Origin of the sequence: Raoultibacter phocaeensis (genome assembly GCF_901411515.1) — a bacterium.
Taxonomy (GTDB): Bacteria; Actinomycetota; Coriobacteriia; order Coriobacteriales; family Eggerthellaceae; genus Raoultibacter; species Raoultibacter phocaeensis.
In genome coordinates this window covers 1,120,466-1,137,477 of sequence record NZ_CABDUX010000001.1, presented here as the reverse complement: position 1 = coordinate 1,137,477, position 17,012 = coordinate 1,120,466, and the positions used below count along the sequence as shown (strand labels likewise).

General features: G+C 60.2%; 15 protein-coding genes. 11 read left to right on the top strand and 4 right to left on the bottom strand.

Features of this window, described 5'->3' with window-relative positions:
* Window positions 1-91: 91 nt before the first annotated feature.
* Window positions 92-1,675 (bottom strand): hydantoinase/oxoprolinase N-terminal domain-containing protein, encoded by a 1,584-nt coding sequence (locus tag FJE54_RS04465; RefSeq protein ID WP_255467213.1) that lies wholly within the window; start codon window positions 1,673-1,675, stop codon window positions 92-94.
* Complete coding sequence (locus tag FJE54_RS04460) at window positions 1,672-2,772, bottom strand: S-methyl thiohydantoin desulfurase family protein (protein WP_139651530.1); 1,101 nt, start codon at window positions 2,770-2,772, stop codon at window positions 1,672-1,674. Before FJE54_RS04460 ends, FJE54_RS04465 begins: the two co-directional genes overlap by 4 nt.
* Window positions 2,773-3,093: 321 nt before the next feature.
* Between FJE54_RS04460 and FJE54_RS04455 the strand changes: the two genes are divergently transcribed.
* The 3 genes from FJE54_RS04455 to FJE54_RS04445 all read left to right on the top strand — a co-directional run bounded on the left by FJE54_RS04455 (window position 3,094) and on the right by FJE54_RS04445 (window position 5,765).
* Window positions 3,094-4,053 carry a DUF1177 domain-containing protein gene (locus FJE54_RS04455; RefSeq protein WP_139651529.1) on the top strand — a complete coding sequence of 320 codons (960 nt, stop codon included), beginning with the start codon at window positions 3,094-3,096 and terminating at the stop codon, window positions 4,051-4,053.
* An 18-nt stretch (window positions 4,054-4,071) separates the two neighbouring features.
* The gene (locus tag FJE54_RS04450; RefSeq protein ID WP_180326566.1) at window positions 4,072-4,749 is read left to right on the top strand and encodes an AroM family protein; all 678 of its coding nucleotides are present in this window, start codon (window positions 4,072-4,074) and stop codon (window positions 4,747-4,749) included.
* A gap of 71 nt (window positions 4,750-4,820) precedes the next feature.
* Window positions 4,821-5,765 (top strand): aminopeptidase, encoded by a 945-nt coding sequence (locus tag FJE54_RS04445; RefSeq protein ID WP_139651527.1) that lies wholly within the window; start codon window positions 4,821-4,823, stop codon window positions 5,763-5,765.
* A gap of 115 nt (window positions 5,766-5,880) precedes the next feature.
* On the opposite strand, the gene FJE54_RS04440 is transcribed toward FJE54_RS04445, so the two are convergent.
* Window positions 5,881-6,432 carry a pyridoxamine 5'-phosphate oxidase family protein gene (locus FJE54_RS04440; RefSeq protein WP_139651526.1) on the bottom strand — a complete coding sequence of 184 codons (552 nt, stop codon included), beginning with the start codon at window positions 6,430-6,432 and terminating at the stop codon, window positions 5,881-5,883.
* A 381-nt stretch (window positions 6,433-6,813) separates the two neighbouring features.
* On the opposite strand from FJE54_RS04440, the gene FJE54_RS04435 reads away from it, so the two are divergent.
* The 8 genes from FJE54_RS04435 to FJE54_RS04400 all read left to right on the top strand — a co-directional run bounded on the left by FJE54_RS04435 (window position 6,814) and on the right by FJE54_RS04400 (window position 15,246).
* Window positions 6,814-7,431, top strand: coding sequence for a 4Fe-4S dicluster domain-containing protein (locus FJE54_RS04435; RefSeq protein WP_139651525.1), 618 nt, complete (start codon window positions 6,814-6,816; stop codon window positions 7,429-7,431).
* Entirely contained in the window at window positions 7,428-8,237 is an 810-nt protein-coding gene (locus FJE54_RS04430; RefSeq protein ID WP_180326565.1) for a 4Fe-4S binding protein, read from the top strand. Before FJE54_RS04435 ends, FJE54_RS04430 begins: the two co-directional genes overlap by 4 nt.
* Before the next feature lie 44 nt (window positions 8,238-8,281).
* On the top strand, window positions 8,282-10,858 hold the full coding sequence (locus FJE54_RS04425) for a molybdopterin-containing oxidoreductase family protein (RefSeq protein ID WP_180326564.1): 2,577 nt from the start codon (window positions 8,282-8,284) through the stop codon (window positions 10,856-10,858).
* 2 nt (window positions 10,859-10,860) lie between these two features.
* Window positions 10,861-11,427, top strand: coding sequence for a 4Fe-4S dicluster domain-containing protein (locus FJE54_RS04420; RefSeq protein WP_139651522.1), 567 nt, complete (start codon window positions 10,861-10,863; stop codon window positions 11,425-11,427).
* Window positions 11,428-11,429: 2 nt separating this feature from the next.
* A complete protein-coding gene (locus FJE54_RS04415; RefSeq protein ID WP_139651521.1) occupies window positions 11,430-12,296 on the top strand; it encodes a DmsC/YnfH family molybdoenzyme membrane anchor subunit in 867 nt (288 codons plus the stop codon).
* A 72-nt stretch (window positions 12,297-12,368) separates the two neighbouring features.
* Window positions 12,369-13,082, top strand: coding sequence for a TorD/DmsD family molecular chaperone (locus FJE54_RS04410; protein WP_139651520.1), 714 nt, complete (start codon window positions 12,369-12,371; stop codon window positions 13,080-13,082).
* A gap of 165 nt (window positions 13,083-13,247) precedes the next feature.
* The gene (locus FJE54_RS04405) at window positions 13,248-13,961 is read left to right on the top strand and encodes a response regulator transcription factor (RefSeq protein ID WP_139651519.1); all 714 of its coding nucleotides are present in this window, start codon (window positions 13,248-13,250) and stop codon (window positions 13,959-13,961) included.
* Window positions 13,954-15,246, top strand: coding sequence for a sensor histidine kinase (locus FJE54_RS04400; protein WP_180326563.1), 1,293 nt, complete (start codon window positions 13,954-13,956; stop codon window positions 15,244-15,246). The genes FJE54_RS04405 and FJE54_RS04400 overlap by 8 nt, the downstream gene beginning before the upstream one ends.
* A 122-nt stretch (window positions 15,247-15,368) precedes the next feature.
* Here the strand turns inward: FJE54_RS04400 and FJE54_RS04395 are convergent, their stop codons facing one another.
* Complete coding sequence (locus tag FJE54_RS04395; RefSeq protein ID WP_139651517.1) at window positions 15,369-17,009, bottom strand: FAD-dependent oxidoreductase; 1,641 nt, start codon at window positions 17,007-17,009, stop codon at window positions 15,369-15,371.
* Window positions 17,010-17,012: the final 3 nt, after the last annotated feature.

Here is a 17,012-nt window from a genome sequence, read left to right as displayed (position 1 = left end):
ACCGTATCGGTTGTTCTTGGTCTCGCACACTCGCCGACGTCGGCGAGTGTGCGGCGTCGGCACGTTTCGGCAGCCGGCAAGCCCCGGGGCGCTACAGTTTCAAATCACCAACGGCTTTTACGCGGATGCAGAGCGCATCGCCCAAATACGCCATCGGAATATCCTCGACATCGATGACCTCGACGGTATCGGGATCGGCGCCCGCCTCGATGGCCTCGGCGCACGCGCGCTCCTTCGACTGGGCGATGGCCTGATCACGCGGCGTCTCGGAAAGCGAGAACACTTTGGCGATCTGGCCCGACACCTGTGCGATGGCCGAACCGATGGCGTTTGCCACGCCGAAGTTCTCAGGCTTGAGCACCGGATCGGCACCCTCGAGCGTGCTCGGCGCGAGAATGGAGCCGCCGCCCACGAGGATTACCGTCACGTCGCCCGCCGAAGTCTTCATGGCATCGACCGCATCTTCGATGATGCGGGTGATCTCCCTGTTCGCCGCATCGACGAGTTCGGCGTCCAAGCCAGCGACAAGCGCAGGATCCCCCACTCCCCCGACGAGGCCCTTCGCCACCACGATGTCGGTTGCGGTGAGCGTGGAGCCGCCGAAGCACAGCGCCTCTTCGGTGACCTTGTAGCCTACGCTGTCGGGGCCCACCGTCACACGGCCGTCTTCGTGCTTGCGCACGATCGAGCCGCCGCCGAGGCCCACCGAAACGAGGTCGGGCATGCGGAAGTTCGTGCGCACATCGCCGATTTCGACCGCCACCATGCTCTCGCGGGGGAAGCCGTGGGCGAGAACGCCCACGTCGGTCGTGGTGCCGCCGATATCGACAACCACGGCGTCTTTCTCTTTTGTGAGAAACGACGCGCCGCGGATGGAGTTCGTGGGGCCGCAGGCGATGGTGAAGATGGGATAGCGCTTCGCATAATCGACCGACATGAGCGTACCGTCGTTCTGGCCGAGGTACACCGCTACATCATGAAGGCCTTCGGCCGCAAGCGCGGCTTCGAAGCTCAAAGCCGTGGTCTGCGCCACATCGTGGAGCGCGGCATTCAGGATAGAGGCGTTCTCGCGCTCGAGAAATCCGAGCGACCCGATTTCGGACGAGAGCGTGATGGGGAACTCGTCGCCGAGCTCCTCGCGCAGGATAGCTCCCGCACGCTTCTCATGGGCATCGGATACCGGCGAAAACACGCTCGTCACCGCGATCGACTCGAAACCCTCCTCGCGGACGGTGCGGGCGACCTCGCGGATCTCGTCTTCGCCGAGTTCACTGATCTCGCGACCGTCGAATTCGTTGCCGCCGTGCACAATGAAATCACGCACGCCCATGGCGCTTTTGAGCTCCTCGGGCCAATCCGCCATGCAGCTGATGGCCGTGGTGGCCGGAGCGCCGATGCGCAACGCGACCACCTTGTTGAGGCGCTTGCGCTCGACGATGGCGTTGGTGCAGTGCGTGGTGCCGAGCATGGCGAACCCGATGTTGGCCGCGTCCTCGGGTCCGATCTGGGTTACCACTTCGTGCATGGCGGCCTTGATGCCGCCCATCACGTCTTCGGTCGTCGGGCTCTTCGTGGCCGCGACGAGATTGAGATCGCCGTCGATGATGACCGCGTCGGTGTTGGTGCCGCCGACGTCGATGCCGAGGCGCCAGGTGCGTGTCGTCTGAGCCATCATGCCTGGCCCCCTTTCGCCGCCATACGTTCTTCCACGGGAATGTAGTCGACATCGTAGCCGAAGGCGCGCGGCCCTACCACGGCCAAGCCTTCGGGCGTGCGCCACTGCGGCGCGCACGGCATGCCCACCACGACCACGCGGGCTCCGTACTTGAGGCCCTCGGTAGTCACGGGCGTGCCCGATTCCATATCGAGCGACATGATGAGATCGGGGGAGGTGGTCACGGGCTCGCCGTCGCGCAGTGCGATAAGGTTCTCGTTCTGGAACTCGATCACCATCCGGCTGCCCTTGTCCTCATCAAGGCCGTCCACCACAGCTTGGCCGCGCACGAACATGCCGTCGGTCTTACGCTCGACATCGACTACCTTGCCGCGAAACAGGCGGAATCCCTTCGTCACGTCGAGCACTGCATCGATGGGGTCGGCATGCTGTTCGCGAGCCTCGCGCAGCGTCCTGCCGATCTCTTCGCAGAGCGTCGGCGTGTTGGGAATGCAGAAATCTTTGAGTTGCTTACCCGTACAGGGGTACGAGGCCAAGATGGTATAGCCGCCCATTACCGAGGTTGCCTGGCGAGCAATGCGCTCGAGCCACCTGTCGTCGATCCCGCGCACCGTGACCGTGTTGCCCTTTTCGTCGGCGAGCACCGCAGGCAGGCCCTTGACCCCGTTGATGCTGAGCGTAACCATCTGCAGCTCGGGAAACGCACGTCCCATAAGGTCGCAATCAACCACGGGGATACCGCGCGTGGCAGCAAGGATGAACGGGATCGTGGAGTTCACGCCTCCCGCTTCGACCGCGTAGATGGCGTAGGGCTCCTGGCCCAGTTCCTTCACGAGCTCGTCGTAGGTGGCCATGGGTTCGGCTCCGCTGCAGATTTTCTCCACCATGATGGTGGGTGCGCCCATCATCTGCGACACGGCCACCAGCGCGTCGTCGGGAACCTCGTCGGGAGTGATGAGCTCCACTTCGCCGTAGCGCCTGATGGCCTCGATGGCCATCAATTTGCCGACGTAGGGGTCTCCGCCACCGCCCGCGCCGAGGACGGTTGCGCCGAGCGCCATGTCCTCGATCTCTTTGACACCGATCATCCTTCTCATTGCTATCTCACCTTTCATGAGGTATCCGCCTGCGCGGATGGGTTTCGAGGTTCCGCAGCTTTCTTCCGGTGCATGTCCGGCAGGAAGCCGTTACGTTGCGTGCGTGCGAACCGCATGGCTTGCAGCGCTCGACTTGCCGCTGGACATGAATGCGCCCGCACGGTTCGCCGTCTATCGCGGATGCGCCCGCACGCACGCAACGATGTATGTACCATGAAATTGTATAGAAGGTTGCGGCAAGAGCAAACGAAGATCGGTGAATTACGAGGTAAAATCAAGTATCTTTCAGTTGATGAACCGATAGGGACACGAGGAGAAGCGATGTTGCTCAAACACCTGCTCGATCTGTACGAACTGCTCGACTCGCCCGATGCAAGCGGTGATGCGGTGAAAGAATTCCTTGCACCGCTCGATTCGTCATGCAGCATCGAAACGTATGCACTGACAAGCGCCAAGGGTTCGACCGACATGGTGCGCATCCGCATCCCCGGCTCGCGAGGAAAGGCGGCAGGGGGCGATGCTCCCACGATAGGCCTGCTCGGCAGGCTCGGCGGACTCGGTGCCCGACCTGAGCGCATCGGGTTCGTATCGGACGGCGATGGCGCACTCGTAGCGCTCGCCTGCGCCTCGAAGCTCATGAGCATGCACGCCCGCGGCGATGTGCTTGCAGGCGACGTGTTCATCTCAACGCACGTATGCCCCCACGCACCCACTATGCCGCACAAGCCCGTTCCGTTCATGGGTTCGCCCGTGGCGACGGCAGCCGTGAATAAGGAAGAGGTGACCGACGAACTCGACGCGATACTCGTCGTGGACACCACGAAGGGAAACCGCATCGCCAACACGCGCGGATTCGCCCTTTCCCCCACGGTGAAGGAAGGTGTGATCTTGCGCGTGAGCGAGGATCTGCTCGATCTTGTGGAGATCGCCACCGGCAAGAAGCCGAACGTGTTCGCGCTTTCCCTGGCCGATATCACGCCGTACGGAAACGGCCTCTACCACCTGAACTCCATCCTGCAGCCGTGCACCGCAACCTCCGCGCCCGTGGTTGGCGTAGCCATCACCACCGAAACCGCCGTACCCGGCTGCGCGACGGGAGCGACCCATCTCACCGACCTCGACGAAGCGGGCACGTTCATGATCGAAGCGGCCAAGGCGTTCGGCGAAGGAACCTGCGCGTTTTACGACGAAGCGGAGTTCGAGCTGTTCGGCAAGCGCTACGGATCGATGGCGCACTTGCAAACGATGGGCGCCCTGCCCGCCGAAAACGAGATAGCATAAAGCGTTATGGATGCGATCATGCGAAGAGCGATCGGGGCCGTCACCATCGGGCAGGCCCCGCGCACCGACGTCACGTTCGACATCGTTCTGCTTTTAGGGGAAGGTGTCGAGCTGATCGAGGCCGGGGCACTTGACGAGCTCGATGCGGAAGGCATCGCATCACTTGCTCCCGAAGACGATGAACCGATGCTCGCCTCGCGGCTGCGTGACGGAAGGAGCGTTGTCGTAGCGGAACGTGCGGTCATGCCCCTCGTACAACAGGCGCTTGATCGAACGGTCGCGCAGGATGCACGGGCGGTCATCCTGCTTTGCACGGCAACGGCCCCCTCATCGCTTGCATGCGAGGTTCCCGTCATTCATCCGAGCATGGCGATCGCCGAAGCCGTACGTGCACAAGCTGCCAACGGCGAGCTTGTTGCCGTCATGGTTCCCGATCAGGCGCAGGTCGGCGACATCGGCGCGCACTGGAACCAGATGCTCGGTCGTCCTGTCGACCTGTACGCTGCATCGCCGTACGGGCCCGCCGATGCCCGCATCGCTGCGGCCGAGCAGATTGCACGCACGGGTGCATCGCTCATCGTGCTTGACTGCATCGGGTATTCGGTGGAAATGGGCCGCGAGATCGAGCGCATCAGCGGCGCTCGCGTCATAGTGCCGCGCGTCGTGCTTGCCGAGGCCGCACGGGACGCGTTGTAACGGTGAATCGCACCGCACGGTGGCGGTGTTTTGCGTGGAATATTTGTTCGCTTTACGATGGGAGTACAACAATGGAGCTGATCGAACGGGCCAAGCGCATCATCACGGACAGCCTGTGTCTTGGCAAGGGGGAAACCTTGCTCGTGGTGACCGACGACCCCACCGCCGACGTGGGCTTCCTCTTCTATCGCGCAGCCCGTGAGCTCGGCCGCACTGCGCTTGTCATGCAGATGCCCGAGCTCGACGTTGCCGGACAGGAGCCGCCTGCCGCCGTTGCCGCCGCCATGCGCGAAGCCGACGTAGCGCTCTGCCCCACTGCCAAATCGATCACGCACACCACCGCGCGCATCGAAGCGGCGAAGACGGGTACGCGCGTGGTCACCATGCCGGGCATTACGATGGACATGCTACGCAAGGGGGCATCGTGTGCCGACTACGTACGCGTCGAGAAGCGAACGCTGCGCCTCACCGAGAAACTTACGGCGGCGAAAGCAGCGCGCATCGAGAAGGACGGCCATGTGCTCACACTCGACCTCGACGGGCGCGACGGCATTCCGAGCCCCGGCGTCTATCGTGAGCGCGGTTCGAGCGGAAACTTTCCCTCAGGCGAGGCGTACATTGCGCCGGTTGAGGGAGCAGGCGGCGGCACAACAGTCATCGACGGATCGATGGTAGGCATCGGAAAGCTCGACAGTCCGCTCACCGCCGTCATCGAAAACGGCCGCCTCGCACGCATCGAGGGTCCGGGTTCCGATGCGCTCGACATCCTGTTCGCCCGACCCGAGAACGGCGTCGTAGCCGAGCTCGGCATCGGAACGAACGACGAGGCGATTCTCTCGGGCATCATCCTCGAGGATGAAAAACTGTTCGGCACCGTGCACATAGCGTTCGGCACGAACACGTCGTTCGGCGGCACGAACAAAGCTGATTGCCACTACGACGGCATCATCCTCGAACCGACGCTGTACCTCGATGACGAGCTTGTCATCGACAAAGGCGTGTTCGTAGGCGAATAGCCGCGTTCAGCCCGTTCGCTTGCCGAACTGCACCCGTCATGCGCCCGTGGGCGAACGGGCGGAGCGCGGCGCCCGAGTTTATGGACCGGCGCGCCCCGCTAGGAACGCTGCGCGCTTACGCTTCCGCGCTGTCCTCTTCCTCACCCGCGTGGCCGGCACCACGGGCACGCACGAGCTCGATGGCTTCTTTCGTACTGAAGTAGTCGAGATCGATCGCGATGACGCAGGTGTGATCCCACTCGCCTTTGATTTCGGTATCGGCAGCCTCGTCCAGACCGGGCGAATACTTCTTTGCGAGCAGTTCGAGTCCGTGGCGCTTTTCTGCATCGTCGGACACCACGCGCGCGACGCCGAACGCGATGACGCTGCGGAATTCGGTTGTGAACTTCTCGGGCACGATACGATCCCGATCGATCACGCAAAACGATACATGGTCGTTGCGCCCGATCGATTCGAGCTTGTGGCCTTTCGTTGCGCAATGGAAGTACACGGTGCCGTACAGCGCGCCCGGCTCACGCGATTCCTCCTCGTATGCGTAGCTGATCGGGACACCGTACGGGTAGACCTCGTCATGCAAGCTCAGCACGCCGGCTGTGTTGCGATGGAGTATCGCCTTGCCTTCCTCTGCGGGAAGCGCTTGCCGACTTCTGCGTATTTCTCGGAACATGATGGTCCTTTCCAGCCGTCGTACAGACGGCGTTATTTCCTCCGCACACCCCTCACGCGGTGTGCGGTTACTCGCCATTATAGGGAACGCCATACTACCTAATCGGCGAAATCCTGGAAAGGGCCAAAATGTCTCCTTCGCAGATCGCTGGTGAAAATACGCCCCGAAATGTACGGTCCGAAAGTCAGGGTTAACGGCTGCGCGATATTTGGCCAGCCGATGCAGCACGTCGCCGGTCCACGGGCGGAGCAACCGTGCCCAGCCGATCCGGAGCAACACGCAAACAGAGCCCGCAACGCAGCATACCCTCGCCCTTAAGATGGAATTAAGATTGGCCCCCTATCATGCATCCAACAGACGATCCAGCGCATAGGGGGAAATATGGCCGCTGTGTCTCGAAGGGGGTTCATCGTATCGGTTGGCGTTTTCGCTGCGTTGGTTGCAACAGGCGGAACCGCAAACGCACTCGCGCAGGACAGCGTTTTTCTTCGTCCGCCGGGAGCCTTGGACGAATCGGCATTCCTGGCACGCTGCATCCGATGTCAAAAGTGCACGTCGGTCTGCCATGCGAACGTCATACAGCCCCTTTCAGTCATCGACAGCATCAAGGGCACCTCCACGCCAACCGTCGATTTCACCCTCGCGTATTGCGATTTCTGTGCCGAAGCCAACGGAGGGGTTCCCCACTGCGCCGAAGTCTGCCCCACTGGAGCGCTTGCGGTGCCCGAGGAAAAGCCGACGATCAACGGGGTAGCCGTTGTCAACGAACCTAGCTGCGTGGCATGGGATTGGAAGGGCTGCACCGTGTGCGCCGACGAATGTCCGCAGGAAGCGATCTCGCTTGACGATATGCGTCGGCCCGTCGTTGACGAAGCCCTCTGCGACGGATGCGGATTGTGCGAACTCATCTGTCCGAGCACGTCGCTGCGCTCGTACGGCGGTGCCCGAGTCGAATCCAAGGGAATCGTCGTCATACCCGAAAAGAGGGAAGCACGATGAAAAGTTCTCCGCGCAAACCTGTAACCCGCATAGTTCGAACTATTGTTGCGCTTGCCGTTTTGCTGCTCGCCATCGTTGGCATCGCAGCGAAGACGGACTTGGGAACGCTGTGCGCCTGGTGCCCGCTCGGGTTCGCACAAGCGTCGCTCGCCTCAAGAGAAGTGTACGGTGCGATCGTTTTCCCGTTGATTGTCGTTGCACTCGCCGCTTTGCTGTTCGGCCGCGCGTTCTGCTCGTGGGTATGCCCGAGCGGCCTCGTCAAAAAGAAATCGCCTCGGTATAAGATGCAAGCGACCCGCCCCATCCAGCGAAGCAGCACCGTCAGCAGCCTCGTGCTCGTTGCGGGCGTGCTCGCCGCCTCGTTCATCGTCGGATTCCCCCTATTCTGCCTATTCTGCCCGATCGGACTCGTCTTCGGGTTCGTATACGCGGCGTTTCGCACGCTCACTATTTACCAACCGAGCTGGGATCTCGTGATCTTTCCCGCCCTTCTGCTCATCGAACTTCGCCTCTTCGGCTCGTGGTGCACGAAGCTCTGTCCGCTCGGTGCCGCAGCGAGCCTGGTTGCTCGCGTAAGCCCGTTTAGGCTCCGCATGAAGGCCGACCGCCTCTCCTGCAACGTCGACGCCTCGTGCCGCGCTTGCGAGCAGGTATGCCCCGAGCATTTTTCGGCATCCGCCATAACCTCGGGTTCGGAAGAAAGCTGCACGCTCTGCCTCGAATGCAAGGACGCGTGTCCGAGCCGAGCCCTCTCGCCCGCACTGCCCCGTAGCCCGAAAGCAAAGGAGGATCCACCCAACGAATGACCGCTCGACACCACAAGACGCATGAACAGAAAGGAAGCACCAGCATGAACGCACCGACAAGACGATCGTTCGTCAAAGCGATGGCGGCTTCGGGCGCTCTCGCAGGAGCCGCAGCGCTCGGCCTCGACGCCTGGCAGCCCCTCACCGCGCTCGCGCAGGATGACGAGAAAGCTGCCGAAAACGACGCCGTCACGACCATCCGCAGCGCCTGCAGAAACTGCTACGGCCGCTGCACCATCAACGGCATCGTGAAGAACAACCGCCTGATCCGCGTTGAAGGTCGACCAGGCACGTACTCCGAAGGTACCGTATGCAGCCGCGCCTTCGCCATTCCGCAGCTCGTCAACAGTCCGCTGCGCATCCGCTACCCCATGAAGCGCGCAGGCGAGCGTGGCGAGGGGAAGTGGGAGCGCATCACCTGGGACGAGGCATGGGAGATCATCGTTCCGAAGTTTAAAGAGGTAATTGAACAGTACGGCGGGCATACGATCCTTGCTAACAACGGAACAGGGCGCGACCAGTTGAACATCTCCGTTCTGCAGAAGTGCTTTTACGAAATGGGAAGCGTCGGGGGGTTCGGCGTCGGCAGCATCTGCAAGATCGCCGGGGATTTCGTGCAGCGTACCACCATCGGAAACCCCTGTCAGTTCACGGGATGGAACCCCGAGGAAACAAACCTCATCGTCATGTGGGCGCGCGGCATGTTCTCATGGGGCTATTACGACTGGATCTACATCAAGAAGGCGCTCGACCGGGGCGCCAAGCTCATGGTGGTGGATCCCCGCCACACCGCAGCTGCCGCAAAGGCCGATCTGTGGGTGCCCATCCGTCCAACGAGCGATATGGCCCTCATCCTCGCCATCATCAACGAGATGCTCGTGTCCGAACGTTACGACAAGGCGTTCGCCGCTCAGTGGACGAACGCTTCGTTTCTCGTGAACGATGCGACCGGCCTGTTGCTCCGCGAAAGCGACCTTGCCGAGGGCGGCTCGGAGAACAAGCTCGCCTATTGGGACGAAACGGCCGACTCGCTCCAATTCTGGGACGCCAAGGAGCTCGCTTGGAGCATCGAGGACCCCCACCCCGCATTGCTCGGTTCGCACGAGGCAAACGGCACCGCGTATCAGACTTCGCTGCAGAAACTCGCTGACACCGTTGCCGAATGGACGGTCGAGAAAACGGCGGAGACCACGTGGCTTTCCGTCGAGCAGGTGAAGGAAGCGATCGAGCTGTTCATAGAAAGCAGCCCGGGCGCGTGCTTTACCCGTGGGCAGAAAACCGACTTCAGCGACAACAGCAGCGGCGTTTCGCACGCATTCACAATCATGATGGCGCTTGCCGGCAATTACGAGATACCGGGCGGCAACAGCGTCAAACCCGGCACACGCATAAAAGGGTCTGCGGTCTTCGACGCCATGCCCCCGAAAGGCGATGTACGCCAGCAGGTGGAAGCGAATCTCAAGGATTACAGCATGTGCCCCGATGTAGGTAAAATCTACGGCATACGCGACGGCGTATATTCGGCCGCAACACATGCGCTCACCACCGGCAAGCCGTTCAAACCGCGTATCTACTGGGGCATGAACTCCGATCCCATCGTGAGCTGCGCTGACAGCAAAGAGGTCGCCGAAGGCCTCAAGAACATCGACTTTTCCGTCTGCGTCAGCTTACTCATGTCCCCCACTACCGAATTGGCCGACATCGTATTGCCGGCTGCGCATCAAAACGAAATTGACCGCATCGAGTACCCGCAATCGGGCCATTGTTGGCCAGCGAACCACACGGCTACCATCCGCCAGCCTTTCACGGAGCCCCAGGGCGAAAGCAGAGACGAGGTAGACATTCTGTTCGAACTTGCACAGCGCATCGGTGTGGATATGACGTGGAAAGACAAGTACGACTGGTTCAACTTCGCCCTCAAGGCAACCGGCATGACCTTCGAGGAATTCCGGGAGCAGGGCGAAGTGGTAGACGAAATCGTATACGGACAACACGAAAAAGGGTTGCTGCGCAAAGATAAGAAACCCGGCTTTGAAACCAAGACGGGCAAAGTGAACATCTTCTCTGAAGAACTGCAGGTCAACGGTTGGTCGGGCATTCCCGGGTATCGCGAGCAACCACAAAGCCCCGTAAGCGAACCCGACCTTGCCGCCGACTATCCCTACGTCATGCTTACCGGTGGCAGAAATCATCAATACTTCCATAGCGAATACCGTGAATCAGCCTATATGCGTTCGATCCGTCCCTTCCCGCTCGTCGAAATCAACCCAAACACCGCGCGGGAAAACGGTATCGAAGACGGCGATTGGGTATGCATAGAATCCTCCATGGGATCGATCAAGCAGGTCGCCCATCTAACAGCGGGCATCGATCCGCGCGTCGTCCACTGCGATCACGACTGGTGGTTCCCCGAGAAAAGCGCACAAGCCGGACTCCATGGGGCGTTCGACTGCAACCCGAACGCGATTGTTGACAATGACAAAGTGAGCGATCCGGCAACAGGAACCGACAACTTCAGCACACTGTGTCGCATTTACAAGGCACCTGACGGGCCGCCCGAAGGAGTATACACGGCCCCCGATGAGCTCAACGCCTTTATAGGCGACGGAAAGGAGGCATAGCCATGACGACCTATCGCATGATCATCGACCTCGATCGATGCATTGGCTGTCATTCGTGCACCGCTGCCTGCATGCAGGAAAACGACATCGATCTCGGGCGTTTCTATACCAAAGTAATCAACGTAGGGCCGACGGGCGAATACCCCAACATTGAAGAGTACTACCTTCCCGTAAAGTGTCAGCACTGCGAAACGCCGTCGTGCGTGACGGTCTGCCCTACCGGCGCCTCGTATCGACGCGACGATGGCATCGTGCTCGTCGACCACGACAAATGCATCGGGTGCGAGTACTGCATCATGGCCTGTCCCTATGGCGTCAGAGCGCGCAACGACCGCTTGGGCGTAATCGAGAAATGCACGCTCTGTGCGCACCTCGTAGATGACGGAAAGAAGCCCGCGTGTGTCGACATCTGCCCGGGCCACGCGCGCATCTTCGGCGATGCCGACGATCCGTCTTCAGACGTCGCGCAGCATCTCGCTGCAGCGGGCGATCATCTTCACCGCTTCGCCGACGTGGGCAACACGCCCGGCGAAGCGTTTATCCTGACCGGCCAGACTTGGAGGAGCTAACTATGGACGTACAATGGCCATTACTGATTTTCGGGCTGCTCGGCGGGTTGAGCATGGGCTGCCTCGGGTTCGTCTGCGCTTCGATCCTCACGGGTAAAGCCGCCTCGCTCAGGCTTTCGGGGCTCGTCGTGTCGCTTATCGCCCTCGTCGTAGGCGGACTTGCCTCGGCACTGCACATGGGCAACCCCGCCCGCATCTTTCACATCCTCGCAAACGTGCAGTCGGGCATCGCGCAGGAGCTCATCGCCTGCGTCGTTGCCGGCATCGTCGTACTCGCACTGCTGGTGCTGGTGGTCAAGCAATCGTCGGGCGCGGCGATAAAAACGGTCGCGGTACTCGGGCTGATCGTGGCGGTCGCGTTCCCATTCATTACTGGCAAAGCGTACATGCAGGGTGCACGTCCCGCATGGGACACAGTATTTCTGCCGATCATGTTCATCGGAGCAGCGGCAGCCATGGGTGCGTTCGCCCTCTATCTGATCGCAGCGATCAAAGGCGCGGATACCGAAGAAAAGGCGTTCATCGGAAAAGCGGCCTTTTTCGCAACCGTCACCTTCGCTGTCACGATGGCGCTTTATCTGGTTGCCATCGCCGTTGCACCCTATCCCGATCCATCACGTTCGCTTTCGCGGCTGCTCTCTGGCGACCTTGCGCTCATGTTTTGGCTGTTCGCCGTGGTGCTGGGACTGGTCCTGCCTCTGCTCGTTTCGGGCACGCAATTGTTCGCGGGCAAAAGCGGTGCCGGGACGGCGGCGTTTTCAAACTCGACGGTTATCGCCCTCGGGCTGTGCGGCGTGCTTGCGGGTTCGGCTGCCATCCGCATGATCATGTACCTCATGGGGAGCAGCATCCAATCGTTCATCTACTAGCCGAGCGCGCGAGGCGCGGTGGACAGTATCCGTGCGCATGGGGCGCACCGGATCGCACGGAAAGGGATAGCCATGCAGTACTGCACCGATATCGAACTAAAGCAGCTTTCCAGCGCTCGCTATAACACGTATTCCCTGCTTGCCCGCGTATGGGGTCATGAAGCCGACGAAGCTTTATGGGAAAGCCTTGTGCATCTCGCATCGGAACTTCACGGAGCGGGGGTGCTTGCCGTGGACGGATACGGGAGGCTCGCGCGATACACGCAGGCTCATTCAGAGGCACCCCTTTCCGAGCTTGCCGTCGATTATACGGCGACGCTTCTCGGATTCGGCCCTCGCCGCGAAGGCGCCTACCCGTACGAATCGGTATATACGAGCAACGAAGGACTCATGCGGCAGGAAGCTCTCGATACCATGGTGAGCATCCTTCGCGCCGAGCATCTGACGAGCACCCTCCCAAGCGTTGTCGACGACGATCACCTTGCCACCGAACTCGCGTTCCTCGCTTACCGCTCGAAACAGGTTTTGCATCGTCTTGCCCAAGGAGATAGCGAAGGCGCGTGGCTGATTGAGGAACAGAGGGCTTCGTTTCTCTACGCGCATCCGCTGAGATGGATGCTGCTTTGCTGCAGTGATGTGGAACGACTTGCCCAGACTGATTTTTATCGGGCGTTCGCCGAGATAACTCGCGAGTTTTTGACCTTCGATGAAGAAGCTACCGCCGCGTTCGGATTCGCTGCCGATCCGAGCAATGCGATAGGCGCACCAAGCGCATGCGTCGGTTGAGGGACTGCCGGAGTTGCGCAGACGTCGAAATACCCGCAAGCGCAGGGACCTGCCGAGCAACCAAGCACACGAAGAGCAGCTAACTTGAATAAGCCCCGCATCGTTTGACGAACGGTGCGGGGCGATGGTACAACGGTTCTACACGGTTCGGCAAAGGAGGCGTGCATGAGATTGCTGATCGCCGAAGACGATGTGCTGCTCGGTCGGGCGATAGCGGACGCCCTTGTGCAAGAAGGGTACGAAGTCGATGCGCTACCCGACGGAGCGGACAGCTTCTTTTACGCGTCACAAGGCATATACGACCTGCTCGTCCTCGATATCACCATGCCCGGCATGTCGGGACTCGAAATCGTCGAGAGCCTTCGAGCGGAAGGCTTTGACACTCCGGTGCTGTTCGTAACCGCGCGCGACACTATTTCAGATCGGGTTCGGGGGTTGAGCATCGGGGGCGACGACTACCTTGTTAAACCGTTTGCCCTCGCCGAATTGATCGCGCGCGTTCATGCGCTCTTGAGGCGTAGCGCCGGAGAATCGAGTCGCAAACAGCTTGTATACGGTGCTTTCGAGCTCGATTTGCTACGTCACGAGGCGCGCTACAGGGAAAACGACCTTTCGCTAACGGTGATGGAGTTCGAATTGCTGGAATTTCTCATCATCAACAAGGGATCCATCGTAACGAGGGGCCAGATTTCCGATCGCCTGTGGGGATACGATTCCGACATCGGGTTCGGCATTCTCGATGTGCATATCCACAATCTGAGAAAAAAGCTCGCAGCCGCATCGTGCATCGATGCGATTAAAACGATCCGAGGAGTCGGCTACCAGTTCAAAACCGCACTCGAAATCGAGCCGAGGGAAAGCGGAGAAAACGTTGGCTAGACAACGCAGGTACGTAGCGGGGGAATCGTCGCAGCACATCGTCAGGAAACTCACGATTGCAAACCTGAGCGCAATGCTCGTACTGTTCGCTCTTTGCCTCGTCTTCCTGAACGTGTTTACGCAGCAGAGCTTGACGAACCAGACTGACCAGCGACTCGCTCGCGATCTTGACGGCTTCTCGCAATCGCACCTGTCGCCCGAGCTGCATTCCGCACGGCTTCCCTCGGGGCTGCTTCCCATCATTTTCTTCCACGACCAGAGCGAGGGATATAGCAACCCTCATCCTGCCGACCATATGATCCCCTCGGACACCGATGCCATCCTCTCCCGAGACCTCCCTGAAGGCTATTCGACCCAAACGGTCGACGATCGTACATACCGCATATACCGCGTCACGCACGAGGAGCCGCTGCAGTTTTGGGAGCAAGGCGAGTCATTCATCGTGGACGAAACCGTTTCCTTTTTGTCCATAACTTCCGAAAAGGCCATGATCGACTTGCTGCGTATCGCAAGCGCGGCGAGTCTCGTTGTCAGCATAGCCGTATTCGGAGTGTTCTGCTATTGGCAAGCGCGCAGAACCATCGTGCCCATCACCGAAGCATGGAGCAAGCAGCGGCAATTCGCTGCCGATACCTCGCACGAGCTGCGCAACCCCCTTGCTTCCATACAGGCGAACGCAGAGCTGCTGCTTGTGAACCCCGACCACACGATCGAAGAGGAAAGCAGGCACGTTGCAGCCATTCTCGAAAGCTCCCAACGCATGTCATCGATGCTTTCGACGTTGCTTACGCTGGCGCGGGCCGATGCCGACCAGGACGAACTCACCTACGAGCAGGTTGATCTCAGCGCTTTGCTCGACGGGCTCATTGACCAGTTCGAGCAGATCGGATCGCTTCGGGGCATTGCGGTTTCGGGTTCGATCGAATCTAGTGTGGTGCTTGTCGGAGACCGCGAACGTTTGACCGAACTATTCTCGGTGCTGCTTGACAATGCGATTCGGTACACCGGGCCGGGAGGAAACGTTCGCCTAACGTGCTCGGTCGAACGCGGGTACCCTCGTGTTGCCGTTGAGGATACCGGCATCGGCATCTCAGCAGCCGAGCTGGATGCGGTGTTTCAGCGGTTCTACCGCAACGGTGAAGCACGTTTCGTCAACCCCGAAGGAACCGGTCTCGGCCTCTCGATCGCTCAGTGGATCGCCGAACGGCACAACGCGGAGCTTTCGGTGACAAGCAGCGAGGGGAAGGGAAGCTGCTTTACCGTGACGTTCCCAAAGCAAGGCTAGCTTGGTTTTGCGAGGCGTTTGCGAGCTGTATCGCACGTGGGCAAGGGCGAAGGCCGGCTTCGTCAACCAAAGCCAGCCTTCTTTTCGAACTGGAGCGTTTAGCTGCCGCGCTTCAACAAGCTCTATCCTTTCGCGTACTTCACCGCGTTCTTGGCGCTGCGACGGCCGGTCGAGAGCGAGATGCCCTGGCATGACGACGGTACGGTGATGCCGTAGGTTTCGCCCTGGAACCCGCCGCATTCGACGCCTGCGGCGTACAGGCCGGGAATCACCGTCTGGTCCTCGCGAACCACTTCGACGTTCTCGTTGATGTGAATACCCCCAAACATGTTCACTTTAGAACCTTTGACCCTGAACGCATAGAACGGGCTCGTTTCGATTTTATCGGTAAGGTAGACGGGCTTCTTGCTGTGGAGCACATCTTCGCCGGCGTCCACGATTGCGTTGTACTCCTGAACCGTCTTCTCAAGCGTCGCGGCGTCCATTCCGAGCGCAGCGGCTAGATCTGCGATCGACTCGGCTTTAAAAACGTTTTCGCTACCTCGCGAAAGCTCCTGCTCAAGCTCTTGCGGCGCATCCGTAAGCGGTGTTCCCTTCAACACGTAGTATCCCCATCCAACGTTCGGATCGCCATCGGAAACCAGTCGGTCGAACAACGCTTGATCGACAATGGAGTACGTTTTGTATTGCGACTCGACTGCGTTCGCCGATGTGGTGTATGCACGCGTCAATCCTTCGTCGGTGAAGCGGATGCCATCTTGGTTCACCCAGAGCACGTAGGGGTTCATCGCGCCGAGGGAAGCCAGATGCGATGCGACGCCGAGCGGCTCGACTGTGGTGCCCACGATGGGAGCCATAAGCCTGAACGGCTCCCCCATGCCGGCCTCGACCGCCATTTTGATGCCATCGCCCGTAAGACCCGGCGCTCCGCACCATGCATATTTCTCCGAATGGCGCGTCGTGTATCGGTCGAACAACTCGTTGTTCTCACCCGCGCTGCCGGTTGCGAGGATCACGGCTTTCGCGTTGACGTTTATGATGTCTTTACCGCTTTCGGCCTGCACACCCACGACTTTTTCACCATCCATGAGCAGATGCGTGGCAGGCGTGCTCTTGTGGATATCGACGCCAAGATCAAGAGCTGCTTCTTCAAGCTTGGCTATCATGTTGCTCCCGCGGTGATCGACGTACATGTGTTGCGTTCTGATGCCCGCATACGGGCCGTCGCCGAGCTCGACGAACTCCACGCCATGATCGATGAGCCACTTGAGGTTCTCTTCAGCGCCAGCGACCACGAAATCCCATAGCGTGTAGTCGACGATATAACGCTGGAATTCGAGCTCGAGCTTGATGAGATCGAGTAGATTGCCGTTGACACCAGCTTCTTTCTGCAGGTCGGAGCCCATGCCGAACACTCCTTCGGCAAAGTTCGTTCCGCCTCCGAGAATGCTCTGCTTTTCGAGCACAACAACGTTTGCACCCTCTTCAGCCGCCGTGACCGCCGCCGACATGCCCCCCATGCCGCTACCGACGACCACGATATCGGCCTCGATGGTTTGCGTCGGCTCCTTGAGGGACGGAGCAGCCTCGATGTCTTCTTCTGCCTGAGACGGTGCCGCATCCTGTCCCTTAGGGGAAGAGCATCCCGCCATACCGGCCGCAAGCGCCGTCGCGCCGAGCCCAAGCCCCACAAGCATCTGACGTCTTGAGAGCATCATCGGGTTTTCGTCGCGGTTGTTGTAGTTCGATCCCTGTTCAGCCATTGC

What these genes read in the sequence shown, in the direction of transcription:
- FJE54_RS04410 (WP_139651520.1), top strand. Translation starts at nt 12,369, where the DNA reads ATGCAGTACTGCACCGATATCGAACTAAAGCAGCTTTCCAGCGCTCGC.
- FJE54_RS04465 (WP_255467213.1), bottom strand. Translation starts at nt 1,675, where the DNA reads ATGATGGCTCAGACGACACGCACCTGGCGCCTCGGCATCGACGTCGGC.
- FJE54_RS04405 (WP_139651519.1), top strand. Translation starts at nt 13,248, where the DNA reads ATGAGATTGCTGATCGCCGAAGACGATGTGCTGCTCGGTCGGGCGATA.
- FJE54_RS04395 (WP_139651517.1), bottom strand. Translation starts at nt 17,009, where the DNA reads ATGGCTGAACAGGGATCGAACTACAACAACCGCGACGAAAACCCGATG.
- FJE54_RS04425 (WP_180326564.1), top strand. Translation starts at nt 8,282, where the DNA reads ATGAACGCACCGACAAGACGATCGTTCGTCAAAGCGATGGCGGCTTCG.
- FJE54_RS04460 (WP_139651530.1), bottom strand. Translation starts at nt 2,772, where the DNA reads ATGAGAAGGATGATCGGTGTCAAAGAGATCGAGGACATGGCGCTCGGC.
- FJE54_RS04450 (WP_180326566.1), top strand. Translation starts at nt 4,072, where the DNA reads ATGCGAAGAGCGATCGGGGCCGTCACCATCGGGCAGGCCCCGCGCACC.
- FJE54_RS04455 (WP_139651529.1), top strand. Translation starts at nt 3,094, where the DNA reads ATGTTGCTCAAACACCTGCTCGATCTGTACGAACTGCTCGACTCGCCC.
- FJE54_RS04435 (WP_139651525.1), top strand. Translation starts at nt 6,814, where the DNA reads ATGGCCGCTGTGTCTCGAAGGGGGTTCATCGTATCGGTTGGCGTTTTC.
- FJE54_RS04430 (WP_180326565.1), top strand. Translation starts at nt 7,428, where the DNA reads ATGAAAAGTTCTCCGCGCAAACCTGTAACCCGCATAGTTCGAACTATT.
- FJE54_RS04420 (WP_139651522.1), top strand. Translation starts at nt 10,861, where the DNA reads ATGACGACCTATCGCATGATCATCGACCTCGATCGATGCATTGGCTGT.
- FJE54_RS04440 (WP_139651526.1), bottom strand. Translation starts at nt 6,432, where the DNA reads ATGTTCCGAGAAATACGCAGAAGTCGGCAAGCGCTTCCCGCAGAGGAA.
- FJE54_RS04415 (WP_139651521.1), top strand. Translation starts at nt 11,430, where the DNA reads ATGGACGTACAATGGCCATTACTGATTTTCGGGCTGCTCGGCGGGTTG.
- FJE54_RS04445 (WP_139651527.1), top strand. Translation starts at nt 4,821, where the DNA reads ATGGAGCTGATCGAACGGGCCAAGCGCATCATCACGGACAGCCTGTGT.